At 57.8% G+C, this 16,480-nt stretch carries 14 protein-coding genes; 3 read left to right on the forward strand and 11 right to left on the reverse strand.

The features are described 5' to 3' along the window. Nucleotides 1-66 precede the first annotated feature (66 nt). Entirely contained in the window at nucleotides 67-1,035 is a 969-nt protein-coding gene (gene cysK / locus CLV44_RS00520; protein WP_106590149.1) for a cysteine synthase A, read from the reverse strand. Between the two features lie 175 nt (nucleotides 1,036-1,210). Here cysK and CLV44_RS00525 point away from each other — a divergent pair, with 175 nt between their 5' ends. Beyond that, a complete protein-coding gene (locus CLV44_RS00525; protein ID WP_245912549.1) occupies nucleotides 1,211-1,702 on the forward strand; it encodes a tetratricopeptide repeat protein in 492 nt (163 codons plus the stop codon). On the opposite strand, the gene CLV44_RS00530 is transcribed toward CLV44_RS00525, so the two are convergent. From CLV44_RS00530 to CLV44_RS00565, 8 genes are all read right to left on the reverse strand, one after another. Further along, a complete protein-coding gene (locus CLV44_RS00530; protein ID WP_106590150.1) occupies nucleotides 1,692-3,113 on the reverse strand; it encodes a DUF4139 domain-containing protein in 1,422 nt (473 codons plus the stop codon). The genes CLV44_RS00525 and CLV44_RS00530 overlap by 11 nt on opposite strands. A 13-nt stretch (nucleotides 3,114-3,126) precedes the next feature. After that, nucleotides 3,127-5,232 carry an SUMF1/EgtB/PvdO family nonheme iron enzyme gene (locus CLV44_RS00535; protein ID WP_106590151.1) on the reverse strand — a complete coding sequence of 702 codons (2,106 nt, stop codon included), beginning with the start codon at nucleotides 5,230-5,232 and terminating at the stop codon, nucleotides 3,127-3,129. Nucleotides 5,233-5,314: 82 nt separating this feature from the next. Next, nucleotides 5,315-6,163 carry a 3-deoxy-8-phosphooctulonate synthase gene (gene kdsA / locus CLV44_RS00540; protein ID WP_106590152.1) on the reverse strand — a complete coding sequence of 283 codons (849 nt, stop codon included), beginning with the start codon at nucleotides 6,161-6,163 and terminating at the stop codon, nucleotides 5,315-5,317. A 35-nt stretch (nucleotides 6,164-6,198) separates the two neighbouring features. Next, nucleotides 6,199-6,603, reverse strand: a complete 405-nt coding sequence (locus tag CLV44_RS00545) for a hypothetical protein (protein WP_106590153.1) — start codon at nucleotides 6,601-6,603, stop codon at nucleotides 6,199-6,201. Between the two features lie 76 nt (nucleotides 6,604-6,679). Further along, nucleotides 6,680-7,606, reverse strand: a complete 927-nt coding sequence (locus tag CLV44_RS00550; protein WP_106590154.1) for a GIDE domain-containing protein — start codon at nucleotides 7,604-7,606, stop codon at nucleotides 6,680-6,682. A gap of 6 nt (nucleotides 7,607-7,612) precedes the next feature. Continuing rightward, on the reverse strand, nucleotides 7,613-8,185 hold the full coding sequence (locus CLV44_RS00555) for a LemA family protein (RefSeq protein WP_106590155.1): 573 nt from the start codon (nucleotides 8,183-8,185) through the stop codon (nucleotides 7,613-7,615). A 60-nt stretch (nucleotides 8,186-8,245) separates the two neighbouring features. Next, nucleotides 8,246-8,455 (reverse strand): DUF2788 domain-containing protein, encoded by a 210-nt coding sequence (locus CLV44_RS00560; protein ID WP_106590156.1) that lies wholly within the window; start codon nucleotides 8,453-8,455, stop codon nucleotides 8,246-8,248. An 84-nt stretch (nucleotides 8,456-8,539) separates the two neighbouring features. Continuing rightward, the gene (locus CLV44_RS00565) at nucleotides 8,540-8,731 is read right to left on the reverse strand and encodes a CopG family transcriptional regulator (RefSeq protein ID WP_106590157.1); all 192 of its coding nucleotides are present in this window, start codon (nucleotides 8,729-8,731) and stop codon (nucleotides 8,540-8,542) included. A gap of 124 nt (nucleotides 8,732-8,855) precedes the next feature. Here CLV44_RS00565 and dauA point away from each other — a divergent pair, with 124 nt between their 5' ends. Next, nucleotides 8,856-10,610 (forward strand): C4-dicarboxylic acid transporter DauA, encoded by a 1,755-nt coding sequence (dauA, locus tag CLV44_RS00570; RefSeq protein ID WP_106590158.1) that lies wholly within the window; start codon nucleotides 8,856-8,858, stop codon nucleotides 10,608-10,610. Here dauA and CLV44_RS00575 read toward each other — a convergent pair. Continuing rightward, entirely contained in the window at nucleotides 10,597-13,215 is a 2,619-nt protein-coding gene (locus CLV44_RS00575; protein WP_106590159.1) for an EAL domain-containing protein, read from the reverse strand. The two genes, dauA and CLV44_RS00575, sit on opposite strands and share 14 nt — an antisense overlap. 175 nt (nucleotides 13,216-13,390) lie before the next feature. Here CLV44_RS00575 and CLV44_RS00580 point away from each other — a divergent pair, with 175 nt between their 5' ends. Continuing rightward, complete coding sequence (locus CLV44_RS00580) at nucleotides 13,391-14,623, forward strand: NnrS family protein (RefSeq protein WP_170069219.1); 1,233 nt, start codon at nucleotides 13,391-13,393, stop codon at nucleotides 14,621-14,623. Nucleotides 14,624-14,660: 37 nt separating this feature from the next. Here the strand turns inward: CLV44_RS00580 and radD are convergent, their stop codons facing one another. Then, nucleotides 14,661-16,436, reverse strand: coding sequence for a DNA repair helicase RadD (radD, locus tag CLV44_RS00585; RefSeq protein ID WP_106590161.1), 1,776 nt, complete (start codon nucleotides 16,434-16,436; stop codon nucleotides 14,661-14,663). Between the last annotated feature and the right edge of the window lie 44 nt (nucleotides 16,437-16,480).

The following is a 16,480-nucleotide window of genomic DNA, read 5'->3' on the forward strand; positions in this document are numbered from 1 at the left end:
TCGCCTGTTCGGGCGATAACAAAAAACAGCCGCTTATGCGGCTGTTTTTGTATCGACCATATCTGTTTACTGCACGTTTTCGTTGTTCGTAAACATGCCTTCGAACAGAGCGGTCGACAGATAGCGTTCACCCGAATCCGGCAGAATCACGACGATCTGCTTGCCTGCATTTTCCGGCAATTGTGCCTGGCGCAGGGCCGCAGTCAGTGCGGCACCGCAGGAGATGCCGCAGAGAATACCTTCCTTCTGCATCAGCTCGCGCGCGGTGTTGATCGCGTCATCATTACTGACCAGCTCCACGATATCGACCAGATCCAGGTCCAGGTTACGCGGCACAAAACCGGCACCAATCCCCTGAATCTTGTGCGGAGCCGGCTGTACGGTGTCACCGGCGAGTGTCTGGGAGATGACGGGCGAGTCTTCCGGCTCAACCGCAACACTGGTAATCGCCTTGCCTTCAGTCTGTTTGATGTAGCGGGATACACCGGTCAATGTGCCACCGGTGCCGACACCTGCCACGAAGATATCAACGCCCCCATCCGTGTCGCGCCAAATTTCGGGCCCGGTGGTCTGCTCATGAATGGCCGGGTTGGCCGGGTTTTCAAATTGCTGCAGCATCAGGTAGCTGTCGGGGTTCTCATCTGCCAGTTGCTGGGCCTTCTCGATCGCACCCTTCATGCCCTTGGCCGGTTCGGTCAGCACGATATCGGCACCCAACGCCTTCATCAGTTTGCGGCGCTCCAGTGACATGGATGAGGGCATGGTCAGGGTTAGATTATAGCCTTTGGCGGCAGCGACAAACGCTAGTGCAATGCCGGTATTGCCACTGGTCGGCTCGATCAGTGTCATGCCCGGTTTGAGACGTCCTTCCTGCTCGGCAGCCCAGATCATGTTGGCACCAATACGGCACTTGACCGAACCGGCGGGGTTGCGGGATTCGATCTTGGCGAACAGGTTGCCTGCCGGCCACAGGTGCTTCAGGCGCACCAGAGGTGTGTTGCCGATGGTCAGGGCATTGTCTTCAAAGATGTTCATCTGCGGTAAACTCCAAAGCTGCTCTATGAATAGGTGAAACAGTAAGGTGTCGGAACGGACTTATGTCTCCTGCTTAACAGCAGGTATAGTCAGTATGTTCAGTGATACGCTACCATGCTGAATATTTTTACCATATTGTTATAAAAATTACAGGCTTTATTGCTGGGGGGTATATGTGAATTGGTTGATGCAGCGTATTGCACCACTGATTAATGGCGTCGCCGGGCAGTTGTTTCATCTACCCTGCTTGCGCGCTTCCCGTCGCCGTCACCGTTTGGCCATGCGCCTCTATCGCTGGGCCGCCGAGCACGGCAACCGTGCGGCACTGTCGACTTATGGCCATCTGTTGCACTTTCGCGGTGAGGATGTGGCCAGCCGTATTCAGGGTGGGATCTACCTGCAGCGCGCAGCGGACTTGGGGGATGCCAAGGCGCAGTATCAAATGGGGCGGATTTTTGAACAGGGCTTCGAGCACTACTTTCGAGCCGATCCGATCAAGGCGCTGGCTTACTACCGTTTGGCGGGCGAGCAGCAGCATCCGCTGGCGGTCAAGCGGATGATTGCCGTGTATGACGAGGGGGCTTTAGGGGCCGTGATTGATCCGGCACGGGCAGAGTGCTGGCGCAATCGCCAGACACCGCTGCCCGTTCCTGACGTCAGGACTTGATCAGTTTGGCCGTAAAGGTCAGTTGCATCTCTTCACCGGCTTTCAGGTCGAAGGTCCAGTCCAGTGTCGATGCAGTGGTTGCTTCAGGCTTGATACTGGCATCTTCAAGGGTGAACGGCATTGGCATCAAGGCGCTCAGGTTGAACGGCTTGATGCTGTCTGAACGGTTGCTCAGCTGTACACGGTAGCTGACTTCATAACCGTCGAATACCTTGCGAAACGCGGTCTGCGTATATTCCACACTCACATCAAAAGCGTCGCCCAGCTCTAAGCGTGCGGTGTCGCCGGTTGCCGTGGCCACCAAATGACTGCCACCGATGAACTGCATCTGGCCTGAAGGATCGGGCCTGAATACACGGGCCTGGCCTGCAGGCAACGGTGTTTTGGCACCCATTACCTCGGGCGCGTCGAAGGTCAGGTGGATGCGGGCCTTGCGTTGTTGTGGCGGCAGCTGCTGGTGGGCGGCGACCTGAATCTGCTGGTGGTAGCGGATCTCGGCCGGAATCTGTTCGCGGTTGATCAGCGGGATCTGCTTCTGTTGCTGATCATTGAGCGTCAATGGAGTGTCGATGGTGTAGAGGTGATAGTCCTGAACGCTGCTCGGTGCGTTCTGGCCACCAGCCTTGTCCATGGCCATTGCTGCCCGCATGACCCCTTCTGCCTGAGGATAGTGTGCAGGCTGATTGACCTTGCCCGCAAGCAGTTTGACATGTGCGTTCGGCCACGCCTGACCGCTCTGGTTGTTCAGTGTGGCCAGCCCTTGCAGGCTGAGCGTTGTGCCATCCGTGTCCAGATTGATGACATAATCCATGTCCCAGCTCAGGCCGTTGGTCAGGTAGCGCAGTTGGGCTGAACCGGCCGTATTCAGGCCCTCACTGACAAAGGACAGTTGGGGCTTGAGCTGGTAGCCATCTGCTGGTGCGGGGAAGATGAAACGCCAGCCACTGTGATTCAGCGGCAGGGTTTCGATCTGACCCTCTGCATTTTCGATCAGCGCCTGCTGACCTTCCGCCTTGAGCAGGCGTACCTGCTGCAACGTCTCGGTGCCGGTGACACTGTTGAAGCGTGCCAGGGTGACGGTTTTGCCGCTGTGGCGACGCAACAGATCGCCGAGGCTCAGCAGGTTCTGTTCCAGGTTTTGCTCGATTACGGTACCGGCTCCGGCAATTTGCAGGGTTTGCGCCTGCATCTGCGGGCTGACGCCTTGCAGTACGACGCGGCTGTTGGCGTCAAGGCGAGGGATGCTCCGCTGTTCTTCTACCAGTGCCAGATTCTGCTGATAGAGTGTCAGGGTCAGATGTTGACGGGTGCTTTCGTCCAGATAGTGCTCGGACGTGCTGGCTCCGGCGAAAGGCGCTGTCAGCAGCGCGAGGCTAAGCCCCAGGGTCTGTGTGTGTCGTGTATTCAGCATTGAAACGCTCTCCTTAGTGCATGCTGGCTGGCAGATCGAGTGCGACCCGGAATCCCCAGCTGTTGCGTGAGCTGTCCGCCGGATGCCGATAGCGGCTGGCCGGTCGGATCAGTCGCGGAATATCGAACCATGAGCCCCCGCGCATGACGCGCTGGTTGCAGCCACTGGCCTGCTCGGCACTGCCGTCCTTCGGTGCGTAACGGTAGTCTGCCTGATAGCAGTCCTGCACCCATTCATCCACATTGCCGCTCATGTCATACAGTCCCCATGGGTTGGCGCGCACACTGCCGACGGGGGCGGTTTGCTGGCCGTCCCAGGGCGATTGGCAGCCATCGCATACGGCAAAACCCTCCATGACCGTATCGCCCCACCAGAAGATTGACTCGGTGCCGGCGCGTGCGCTGTATTCCCACTCGGCCTCGGTTGGCAGGCGATAGGGCTGTCCGGTCTGCTCGCTTAACCACTGGGTATAGGCCTGAGCCGCTTGCCAGCTGATGTTGATGACGGGGCGCTGTTCGCGTCCCCAGCCCTCATCGTCGGGCAGCTTGCGACCGGTACTGCGGGCAAAGTGATCATATTCGGCAAAGGTGACTTCGTGGCGCGACAGGGCAAAGCTGTGTGCAATCACCACTTCATGTACGGGTTGCTCGTTATCGTCTCCCAGGCCGTCAAGGTCGCCCATGCGAAAGCGCCCGGGAGGAATAATCACCATCTGTGGACCGCGTATACCCTCGACAAGTTCATCCTGAAATACGGTTAAATTGGCCGCTGGCTGACGGGCTTCCCGCAGGGCGTCGGCTGCTTCAATCCGCTGCTCCGAAGGTGCTGTAGATGCAGGCGGTACAGGTTCCGCAGAGCGTGCCTGCAGCTCACGTTGCAGTTGCTCATGGGCCTGCTCCAGGGACTCGAACGCGGCCCGCAATTCACGGTTGTTCTTCACTTGGCTGAGTGCCTGACTGCTGACTGTATCCAGTTGCCCCTGAAACAGCAGCATGGCAGCCCAGGCACCGGCAACAAAGCCAACGATAAAGATCAGGCTGGCCAGCAGCCAGCGCCGCAGACGTGCGTTCAGCCATTGCAATGGATTGGGGAAGCGGCGTTTGTCGGGCACCGCTTCGTCTGCCCCCAATGGCTGTGCATCCGTGTTACTGCCCGGTTCGGTTGTCTGGGTGGCCACTTTGTCCGACGACGGCTCGGCAGCAGGCGACTCGGCTTGCTCGGTGGTCGAGGTATCCAGTGCGGCCACATCCGCGTCCGTCTCGGTGTCGGTCTCCGGCGTATACAGTGCCCGGATCAGGGCGATGGCACTGGTATAGCGTTGCTCGGGGTCAGGGTTCAATGCAGTACGCAGGGCGCTCCACTGACGCTTGTCCAGTCCGGAAGGGGCCTTGAGTTCACGTTGGTAGCGAGAGGCTTCGGTATCATCGGCCTGGAACGCGGGTTTGCCGCTGTAAATCTCCCAAGCGATAACGGCGAGGGCATAAACATCAGCCTGCACGGTCAGCGCTTGCGGATGGAACGCCTCGGGAGCCTGGTAGCGTACATACTCCGGAGCCTGCGGCAGCAGTGCGTGCAGCGGTTCAATCAGATCTCTGAGGCCCTGCCCCAACAGCTTGACCCCGCCGCCGGTATTGAGAAAGACCAGATCAGGTGCCAGCATGCCGTGAGGAATACCTGCTTTGCGTTGGCTGTTATCCAGCGCTTTGGCCAGTTGAGTCAATAGTCCCTGTTTCTGTGTCGGGCTGAGCCGGACCGCCTGTTTGCGGCTCATCAGCTCGGACAGGTTTTGGCCGTTGAGGTGTTCGTAGGACAGGAATTCCAGGTTGCGCCAGCTGAAATAGCCATAGCAGGCTGCGATGTGCGGGTGCTGCAGTGCTGGCCGTAATCGAATGATGCGTTTACGGATCTTATCAGTGAGACCCGGGTGGCGGATAAGCTCAGGTCTCAGAATCAGCAGGCTGACTTCGGTCCGTGCGGCCGTGGAAATATCTTCAGCCAGCCAGATCGCGCCCAGAAAGTGCGTGCGCTGTAGCTGTACCAGCTGAAAACGGTGGTGTTCAGGGCCGATCACCAGCTCTTCCGTGAGTGCGGCGTAGGCGTTGTCTATCGGTGTTGTCATGAGTCCAGTTTTTCCTTCTCCTGCTGACGACGACCGCAGTGCCTGCCGGCAGTCATGCGCAGCAGGCGGGCTGTGCGTCAGGTCAGGCGCTGGTGTCCAGTGCCGGGAAGGACTTGACCAGTTCGTCGACGGCTTTCATCTGTGCCAGGTAAGGCTCCAGCTGTGCCAGCGGCAGAGCGCAGGGGCCGTCACACTTGGCGGCTTCCGGATTGGGATGTGCTTCAAGGAACAGACCGGCAATGCCCTGTGACAGGCCAGCGCGGGACAGCTGGGCCACGAGGGCACGTCGTCCGCCGGCGGAGTCTGCGCGGCCGCCGGGCATCTGCAGTGCATGGGTGGCGTCAAACATGACCGGATAGCCGAACTCTTTCATGACGCTGAAGCCAAGCATGTCGACGACCAGGTTGTTGTAGCCGAAGCTGGTGCCGCGCTCACACAGAATCAGGCGATCATTACCGGCTTCTTCGCACTTGTGCAGGATGTGTTTCATCTCCTGCGGTGCCAGGAACTGGGCTTTCTTGATGTTGATGATGGCTCCGGTTGCAGCCATCGCCGCGACCAGATCGGTCTGGCGCGACAGGAATGCCGGCAGCTGAATGATGTCACAGACTTCCGCTACCGGTGCGGCCTGATGCGGTTCATGTACGTCAGTGATCAAGGGTACATTGAAGGTATTCTTCACTTCTTCGAGAATTTTCAGGCCTTCATCCAGACCCGGTCCGCGGAAAGAGGTGAGCGAAGAACGGTTGGCCTTGTCGAAGGAGGCTTTGAATACATAGGGAATGCCCAGGCGCTGGGTCACTTCGACATAATGCTCGGCGATGCTGAGCGCCAAATCACGAGACTCCAGTACGTTCATACCGCCAAAAAGCACCATCGGCTTGTCATTACCGATCTCGATGGATCCGGCGCGCACGACTTTCTGCTGCATATTAACCTCTCGTCACTGGCTGTATAAAAGCGTGATTATAAGTCATCTGACGGAAAATGTGCCGCCTCGGCGTCAATCCATTCTAGAGCGCGTCGGTCGCGTTCCTCCTCGGGTGTCTGGTGCTGGTAAATACAGATCTGGCACAGTTGCTCCAGCATGCGAGCCCGGAACAATTGCTCCTGATCCGGGAAGGACAGCTGCAGTCGATATTGGCCTGGGCCATCGCGGTTACAGTCGACGACGCGGGCATCGATACTCAACTCATCGGTCAGAGCAGGTGCCTGAATGCGCAGCCATTTGCCGATAGGATAGTAGTGATGGCAGTGAAGGCTGAGGCCAAGTGAAAGGGAAGAGTCTGATGCCGAGGGTGCATTGATCAGCGGGCTTAATTCAAGTTCAATCTGTTCCGGGTGCTGCAAATAATGTTGTGGACCAATCATAATCCCAACCTCAAACGCGCAAATGACAATAGATACAGGTGTCGGCGTTTATGTTTATAGCTTGAGTGCATTTGACTCAATTCGCCAGCAAAACTTCCAGAAATAGCCAGAAAAAGAGCAATGTCAGGCTGAATCCTCCAGCGGAAATCCAGCGATAGCGCGCTATCAACCGGGTTTCATCATGGGTCGATAACAGGTACGGCATACGGGTTGTCTGCGGATCAGCCAACACGTTCATGCTGGGCAGTTGATGCAGTGCCTGTTGCTGTGACAGGGCTTCCTGCTCGGCGGCCTGACGTGCGGCTTGCCATTCGTCAGCACTTATCTTGCCATTGCCGTCGTGATCAAACCGGGCCAGTAGTTGTTCCGGGTTCTGTTTCCAGCTGCGCAACAGGTCGCGTACGGTGCCGTTCATGTCCAGTTGGTCGCGGCCGCCTCCCACTGTCTGAAACTGTCCCAGTCCATAGAGCTTTTCGTGTTCGAAAATCAGTCTCTCGGTGAAGCGATAGCTGCCGTTGCCCGTCTGCATGCTGAAGAGTGCCGCCATGCCTTGAGCGTTCAAACTGCGCAGGTCTGGCATGGCGCTATGTCCGCGCCAGGTTTGTTTGTGTTCCGTGCTGACTTCAGCGGCTTCCGGATCGATCAGGCAGGTGCCGGTGCCGTCGTTGATCTGGAACCAGTGGCTGGAGCGGCCGCTACGCACAGGGCGCCAGCGTTTACGCTCACCGTCGTCCAGTTCTTCCACTTTGTAGTCATACCAGACGCAGGGGCGCCCGGACAGCGGTGCGCTCAGCAGGCCATCCTCACCGGCAATGACATGGCCAATCAGCTCGACATACCCCTGAGGCGCTGAGCGAATACGGGCAGTGGGGGTATCGGCAATCAAACGGTAGCGGGCCATGCGGCTGAAGACGAACCAGAGAGCAGCCATCATGGCGGCCAGGCAGATGAGTGAAAACAGCAGCTTCTCACCGAAGGCGAGGGGGGCCAGATCCAGGAACATGGGGGATCAGCCGAACAGCTGCTGCATATCGACATCAGCCTTTTCGGCGTCCTCGAACTCCAGCAGTTCGGCAGCCTTGAAACCATAACGCCTGGCAATGATGACATCGGGGAACTGTTCGATGCGGACGTTGAGGTGGTTAACCGAGTCGTTGTAATACTCGCGTCGGTCGGCAATACCCGACTCAAGACCGGTGATACGGCTGCGCAGGTGATGGAAGCTGTCACTGGCGGTCAGGTCGGGGTAGTCCTCGGCGACGGCAAACAGGTTGCCCAGGCCAACGCGCAGTTGAGTTTCAGCACGCCCGAGTGCGCCAACATCGCCCTGTTCGCGGGCCGATGCCACGGCCGAGCGCGCCTCGATCACGGCTGTCAGGGTTTTCTGCTCGTAGCCCATGTGCTGTTTACAGGTTTCCACCAGCTTGGGTAGCTCATCATGGCGCTGTTTGAGCAGAACATCGATATTGGCCCAGGCGCGGGTTACACCGTGCTTGAGCCGGATCAGATGATTGTAGAGGGAGATGAAGTAGAGCGCGGCGACAACGATTACCGCCAGCAAAACGATCAGAGTGGTATCCATGGGCACCTCGACAGAATCCTTGCAACACTATATCGCGTTAATCTGACCGCGTATGGCGGTTCAGATACCGCCGCCTTCGATCATTTCGACCACCAGCGTTTTGATCAGGAATGCCGCCAGCCCAAGCCCTAAGGCAAAAAACAGAATGAACGTGCCGAAGCGGCCTGCATTCGACTTCTTGGCCAGATCGTAAATGATGAAAAAGATGGCACCGGCGAATACGGCCAGGCCCACATTAAGCATGATGGCTTCCATCTCGGCGAGACGCATTGAAAAACCTCCTGATTAAATGGCGAGCAGATAATACCGCAAACGGCGGGTGACACCTACTGCTCGTTAGTGGGGGGCGCTGATTCAGCGCAGGCTGTCGTCCTTGCCGAAGACCTCATCCTGCCATTCGGAGCCGAGCTCCGTTTCAATGAAGTCGCGGATGAATTTACGCACCATCTGTGAGGGCGTGACATCGTGCTGGTTGCACAAGCGCTCGAATACAGCCTTTTTTTTCGGGTCGATCAGCAGGGTCAGGCGTGCAGTACGGTTTTCCATGAAGCTCCCTCAGAACAGGTAAATCGGTGTGACATTCAACTATATGTTAATAATATTAACATTGAATCATATATGATCAACCGTTAATGTACATTGTCCCCGTACACGAACAGGATGGTTCATCATGTCCAGGCAGGCTCGGTTACACTCGCTTTCCTTTGCCAGTGCGCTTCGCGAAGTGTTTCGGGAGGGGTATCGCCGCCGCGACCTGCTTCAGGATGTGATGGCAGGTTTGAGTGTTGGCATCATTGCCATCCCGCTATCGATGGCGTTGGCAATTGCTAGTGGTGTCAGGCCTGAATACGGCCTCTATACGGCGATCATCGCCGGCTTTCTGATCGCGCTGACAGGCGGCTCGCGGTACAGCGTATCGGGCCCAACGGCCGCATTTGTGGTGATTCTCTATCCGGTTGCCCAAACCTACGGTTTGGCGGGCTTGTTACTGGCAACGTTGATGTCTGCCGTGATTCTGATCGGGCTGGCGGTTGCCCGGTTGGGGCGTTTGATCGAATACATTCCCGAATCCGTGACCCTTGGTTTCACTTCCGGCATCGCCATCGTGATTGCCACCCTGCAGGTGCCGGACCTGTTCGGTCTGGCGCATGAGGGGTTACCCGAGCACTGGATCGAGAAGGTGGGTGCGTTGGTTCAGGCGCTGCCAACACTGGACCCGGCGGCTACGGCCGTTGCCGGGGCAACGTTAGCGGTGTTGATCGTCTGGCCACGATTGCGGATTCCCCTGCCGGGCCACTTGCCAGCACTGCTGGTGGGGTTGGCTGTGGCCTGGATTGCCGGTGGGTTCGGACATTCAGTAGAGACCATCGGCAGCCGTTTCAGTTATCTGTTGCCGGACGGTTCCAGCGGGGCGGGCATTCCGCCGTTTTTCCCTGAGCTGGCCTGGCCCTGGGAGCGCCCCGGACCGGAAGGTGCGCCGCTGGAGCTGAGCTGGTCGCTGGTACGTGAATTATTGCCGGCCGCCTTTTCCATCGCCATGCTGGGCGCGATCGAATCATTGTTGTGTGCAGTGGTACTGGATGGCATGAGCGGCAAGCGCCATCACGCCAACGGCGAGCTGCTGGGGCAGGGGCTGGGGAATCTGGTGGCACCGTTTTTCGGCGGTTTTACCGCGACGGCGGCATTGGCCCGCTCGGCGGCTAACTACCGTGCCGGTGCGCGTTCGCCGGTCGCGAGCATGATTCATGCGCTGGTGGTGTTGGCCGGTTTGCTGGTGTTGGCCCCTGCCTTGGCGTATCTGCCCATGGCCAGCATGGCGGCGCTGCTGCTGATGGTGGCCTGGAATATGAGCGAAGCGCCCAAGGTGGTACGCCTGCTGCGCCGTGCCCCGCGCAGTGATGTTCTGGTGTTGCTGACGTGCCTGCTATTGACCGTGTTGTTCGACATGGTGATCGCGATTTTTGCCGGTATTCTGCTGGCGTCGTTGCTGTTCATGCGCGAGCTGGCTGGCATGACCCGTTTTACTGATATCAGCCGCCAGGCCAAGCACGTACCGGGCGAGTTGGCTGCGGGCTGGAAAGTATACAAGCTCAGCGGCCCACTGTTTTTTGCCGCAGCCGATCGTGTCTTTGATGAACTGCTGCAGGACAGCACTGAGGCGCGGGGCGTCGTCCTGTATATGGATGCAGTGTCATTGCTTGATGCGGGTGGGCTCAGTGCGCTGGAGCATTTCATCGCGGTGTGTCGACAGCGCCAGGTATCGCTGGTGATTGCGGATCTGCAGTTTCAGCCGCTGCGGACTCTGGCACGTGCCGGTATGGCACCGGTCGAAGGTGTGCTGACGTTCAGTTCAACACTGACGGAGGCTCTGCAGCCTTTGCTGATCGGGCCTGTTGTAGAGAATGCTGGCGTCAAGGCTCCATGATGCAGGGCGAGGGCCGATACTCACGCAGCCACTGCTTCAGTTGGGCTGCGGGCAATGGCCGGCAAAACAGGTACCCCTGCATGTAGCAGCAGCCTTGGCTGACCAGGGTCAGACGCTGTTTGTCGGTTTCCACACCTTCGGCAATGAGTCGCAGCTCAAGGCTGGCGGCCATGGAGATGATGGCGCTGACCAGTGAATCGGCATAACGGTCCGTATTCAGGTCGCGGATGAATTCGCGGTCGATTTTCAGCGTGTCCACCGGGAAGCGTTTCAAATAGCCAAGCGATGAATAGCCGGTGCCGAAATCGTCGATAGCCAGCGATACGCCGAGTGCCTTGAAGCCTTCGAGCCAGGTAACGGTTTCTTCACTGTCCTGCAGCAGCAGGCCTTCAGTAATTTCGAGCAGCAGCCATTCGGGCTTCAGATCGTGATGTTCAAGGACAGCACTGACAGCATCGGCATCCAGCCCCAGGTCGCGTTGACGCTCGGAAATATTGACAGACAAGTAGAGCGATTGGCCCTCCTTGTTGAGACGGCTGACCTGCGCGCAGGATGTTTCCAGAACCCATTCACCAATACTGCCGATCAGGCCGGTTTCCTCGGCCAGCGGGATAAACTGGTCTGGCGGGATAAGACCCCGTTCGGGGTGGTGCCAACGCAGTAGTGCTTCCACGCCCTGTACGTGGCCACTGTTGCCCGCAATAATCGGCTGGTAATACACTTCCAGCTCATCCCGCTCGAGTGCATGGCGCAGATCCTGTTCCAGCGTCATGCGCTGGTTGGCGTGTTCCTGCATCATGGCGGTAAAGAAATGAGCCTGGTTGCGGCCGGACTGTTTTGCCTTGTACATTGCCAGGTCCGCGTTGCGGATCAGGTTTTCGGCAGTATCGGCATCACCGGGGTGCATGGCGATACCGATGCTGGCACCGATGATGATGTCACGCTCGGCCAGGGTAAAGGGTGTGCTCAGGGATTCAATCAGTTTGTAGGCGACATAGGCGGCGTCAGCTTCAGACTTGATGTTGTGCAGCAGGATCACGAACTCGTCACCACCGAAGCGGGCGACGGTGTCGGTGTCACGGACGCATTCGTTAAGTCGGGTAGCGACCTGTTTAAGCAGGTCGTCACCGTACTCGTGCCCCATGGAGTCGTTGACGTATTTGAAGCGGTCGAGGTCGACGAACAGCAGGGCGATGACCTGCTCATCCCGGTCAGCCGTGGCGATGGCCAGATTCAGACGGTCGGACAGCAACGCACGGTTAGGCAGTTGGGTAAGATCATCGTAATAGGCCTGACGGACAATCTGGGCTTCGTCGTTTTTGCGTTTGGTGATATCGGAGAAGACCGCGACATACTCACTGGGCTCGCCATTGTCGTCGAGGACAACGGAGACCGATAGCCATTCAGGGTAGACGCTGCCGTTTTTGCGTCGATTCCAGATTTCACCGCTCCAGGAACCTGCCTGTCTGATCTCTTGCCACATGTCCTGATAAAAAAGAGGCTCGTGCCGGCCCGAACTCAACATGCTGGGATTGCGGCCGACGACTTCTTCCAATGTGAAGCCGGTGATGCGGGTGAATGCCGGGTTTATGGTTTTGATCAGGCCATTCCGGTTGGCCACCATGATCGCCTCACTGCTGGTACGGAAGACCGCCTCAATCATTCTCAGCTGTTCTTCCGCTTCTTTCTGCTGGGTGATGTCTTCCTTGACTGCAATGTAGCTTTGGGTATGGCCGTTTTCGTCACGTACTGCTGAAATTGAGGCCGATTCCCAGAATAGAGTGCCATCCTTGCGTCGGTTCAGCAGTTGGCCATGCCACTCCTGCCCCTGCTCCAACGTCCACCAGAGGTCTTTGTAGATATCGTCTGACATTTCTCCCGAACGTAGCAGATCGGCTTTTTGCCCCAGTGCTTCGGAGAATGAGTAGCCGGATACCTCACAGAATTTAGGGTTAACGTATTCAATAACACCCCGGGTGTTGGTGATCATGACGGAGGCGGGGCTCTGCTCCATGGCGCGGCCCAGATTGCGCAGTTTCTGTTCTATTTTTTGGGTGTGGGTAATATCGGTGCGCACACATGCGAGGCCACCTTCGCGGGTACGGCTGTCGCTGGCCAGAATGGCATGGCCACTGTCCAGGTGTTCGATATGACTGTTGGTATTAGGCTGTTCGCTGTCGACCGCTTCCTGTCGCAGGATGTGCGGTTGCAGCTGTTGCTGGAACAGGTCCCAGCGGTCGACTTCCAGTGTATCCAGCCAGGGATATACCTGGCGCCAACGGCTGTTGCATAACAACAGCTTGCCTCGGGGACTGTAAAGCGCAAAGGCTTCTGGCAGGCTTTCAACGGCATCATGCATGCGGTCGCGTGCCGAGTCAGACTGTTTGCGCAGCATGATGAAGCGGCGGATCAGATCGACCATCAGCAGAAATATCAGGGAGAAAACAAAAAACAATGAGACGCCGACCACGCGGGTATCAATATTGATGGCGTTGGTTTCAGACCCTGGCGCTGCCCCGTTCCACATGATGAAGAACAGCACAAACAGGTTGACGCCTGTGAGTAGCAAAATCAGCTTCAAGGTGCGGTTCGAGAGCTTAATCATTTGTTTGGAAAGACTGTTTCAAGGTTTTGGGGGAGATGGAGTGTAGCGTGTTGACGACTCATTGCTATAGTCATTTCATAGTAGATCGTCATATCGATATGCCTATAGATCTATATCAGATAAGTGTAATAATCCCTTTATTATAATGCATCAGCTCTACATTAAAGGTGACCCTATGTCCGTAATCAATCTGGAGACGCTGCCTGATAGCCGCGCGGGCTGGGTTTTGAGCAACGGCTTTCGTCCATTGTTCGTCTTGGCAACGCTGCAGGCTCTATTGGCGATAACAGCCTGGTTGGCTTTCTGGAGTGGCTGGGCCCACCCGCCGCAGTCGATGCTGTCGCCTGTGCTGTGGCACGGTCATGAAATGCTGTTCGGTTTTGTCGGGGCGGCCATGGGTGGTTTTCTGTTGGCAGCGGTAGCCAACTGGACCGGACGCAAGCCGGTGTCAGGTGTGTCACTGGTGCTACTGTCACTGGCTTGGCTACTGGCGCGCATTGTGGCCATAGGCGGCGGTAACTGGCCAGATTGGCTGAATGCGTTGGGGGCGGTCAGCTACTGGCTGCTGTTGGCTTTCCTGTTCGGACGTGAGCTGATTCTGGCCGGTAACCGGCGCAATCTCAAAGTGCTGGTGATCATTGGCCTGTTTGCAGTGTTGAGTCTGGCATTCCATCTGCGCTGGTTGGCAGCACTGGACGTGCTTCACTTGGCGCTGGTGCTGGTCTTGATGTTGTTGACCCTGATCGGTGGTCGAATTATTCCGGCATTCACCCGCAACTGGCTTAAAAGGCTGGCAATCGACGAGACTCGCATGCCGTCGGTCTTTGGTCCAGTGGATAGTGTGGCGATGGTGCTGACCCCGCTGGCGGGCATAGTGTGGACATTCCGGCCGGAGGGGTGGGCTGCAACCATGTTGTTGGCGTTGGCTGGCGCAGCCCAGCTGCTGCGGTTGACCCGTTGGCAGGGCTGGCAAACGCGATCCGAGCCGTTGCTGTTGGTGTTGCATATCGGTTATGCCTGGCTGGGCGTGGGGTTGTTGCTGTTGGCAGGAAGCAGCGCCGGGCTTTGGATGCCCAGTGCCGGACTGCACGCACTGACGATCGGTGCCATGGGCGGCATGATCATGGCGGTGGCCTCGCGTGCGGCATTGGGCCATACCGGCCGTCCGCTGGTGGCCGGAGCCATATTGACACTGGCATTCATGACTCTGCATCTGGCGGCGCTGGCGCGTGTGCTGGCGGCACTGTGGCCGTCGGCAATGATGACGCTGGTTCTGGTGTCGGGAGGCTTGTGGTTGCTGGCGTTTGGTCTGTTTGGCTGGCGCTATCTGCCGATCCTGTTGGGGCCATCGTTAAGTTTCAGTGAGCGGCTGAAAGCGGAACAGGGGCGGCAGCCGGGGACGAAATAGGATGTTTCCAGGCATGTCGCGCTTAAAAGGAGCGAACTCACATCGTGTTGGCCTTGCGATAAGCGCCCTGATAGTCGAACAGCCGCTCGCGTACCTGCCAGTATCCCCCCGAACCCTGACGCCCCTTCTTGCCTGCCTGCTTGGCGATGACGAAGTCCGGTGCCGGCAGCAACATTTCGGCGGCAAGCACTTCAGCCACCGTTTTGAATTGTCGGGGGGATTCGCCATTGCCACAGCGGCGGCCGAACAATTTGTTGAACAGGGTACGCTGGGCCGGTCGGTCCAGATAAAAGCGTTCGCGCAGCTCTTCGCCCTGTTCTTCATGATAGATGACACTCAGACATTCACCGTTGGCGCTGAGGCTGATGCCGGCACAGCGGATCACCCGTGCGTCTTTCAACTGCAGCGCACGCTTGAGCAGCTCGTCCGGGTCGATGATCGCTTCGCGGCAGGTCTGGCAGTAGCGGGCGGCAATATCGTTTTCGGCCCCGCAGTGTGGGCACTCCTTGAAGCGGAAACGGTAGTCGCACTGCTGCGGCTTTTCCCCTTCCATCTCCAGTAGCCCCTGACAGCGGCGGCCGAAGTGTTCAATGACCTGGCCATTGCTGTCGGTCTTGCCCCAGAAAATATTGGCGAAGCCGCAGCCGGGGCAGAACACCTGTACCGGCTCGGAGTCTGAATTCGGTTTGGGCGTGCCGACCTCGGGGTGGTGCAGGTTGAAGCTGTTACCGGCGTAATCGATCACCAGGCAGTTGGCCTTGCCTTCATTGAGGCGCAGGCCGCGGCCGACGATCTGCTGATAAAGACTGACCGAGGCGGTAGGCCGGAGAATGGCAATCAGGTCAACATGGGGCGCATCGAAACCGGTGGTCAGGACGGCTACGTTGACCAGATACTTCAACTCCTGAGCCTTGAAGCGTTGCAGTAGCTGTTCCCGTTCATCGCCCGGAGTTGCGCCGGTAATCACGGCGGTTGCGTGGGCAGGCAGGTAGCCGCCGATCTCGTGCGCATGTTCTACGGTGGCGGCAAACACCATTACACCCTTGCGGTCCTGTGACAGTTCTTCAATCTGTTCACAGATGGCACGCGTGACCCGTGGATGTTTGGCCAGCAGGCTGTTCAGTTCCCGTTCCGGATAGTGGCCGCTGGCCGATGGCGTCAGCGATGCAAAATCGTAGTGGGCAATAGCCGCGTCAATCACTTCCGGCGGGGTCAGGTAGTGATGGCGGATCATATGGCTCAGTGGCAGTTCGAAGATGCATTGCTCAAATACACGTGGCTCTTCGCTGCGGACGAAGCCGCGATAATGGGTGCGATAGATCCAGCCGTAGCCGAGGCGGTAGGGGGTTGCGGTGAGCCCCAGCACCTTGAGCCCGGCGTTGTGTTTACGCAGGTGGGAAATGACCTGCTGGTACTGACTGTCTTCGTCCTCACCGACTCGGTGGCATTCATCAATGATCAGCAGTGAAAAGGCATCGGCAAAATGCTGCAGATTACGCGCGATCGATTGCACACTGGCAAATGTGACTTGATGCGTAAACTCCTTGCGCCCCAGTCCAGCCGAGAAAATACCCGCTTCCAGCCCCAGCGCGGCATACTTGGCGTGGTTCTGTTCGACCAGTTCACGTACATGAGTAATCACCAGAATCCGTCGCCGTGCCAGTCGTGCCAGTTCGGCAATTACCAGGCTCTTGCCTGCACCGGTAGGCAGCACAATGACGGCCGGATCGGCACTGGCGCGGAAATGCTTCAGTGTGGCATCCACGGCATCCTGTTGGTAGTCGCGCAGGGTAAAGGGCAGGGGCGGCGGCATGGTAGACAAACAATCCGGTTTTGCGAATGAGTCGGCATGATAAA

It is taken from the genome of Marinobacterium halophilum (genome assembly GCF_003014615.1).
GTDB lineage: Bacteria > Pseudomonadota > Gammaproteobacteria > Pseudomonadales > Balneatricaceae > Marinobacterium > Marinobacterium halophilum.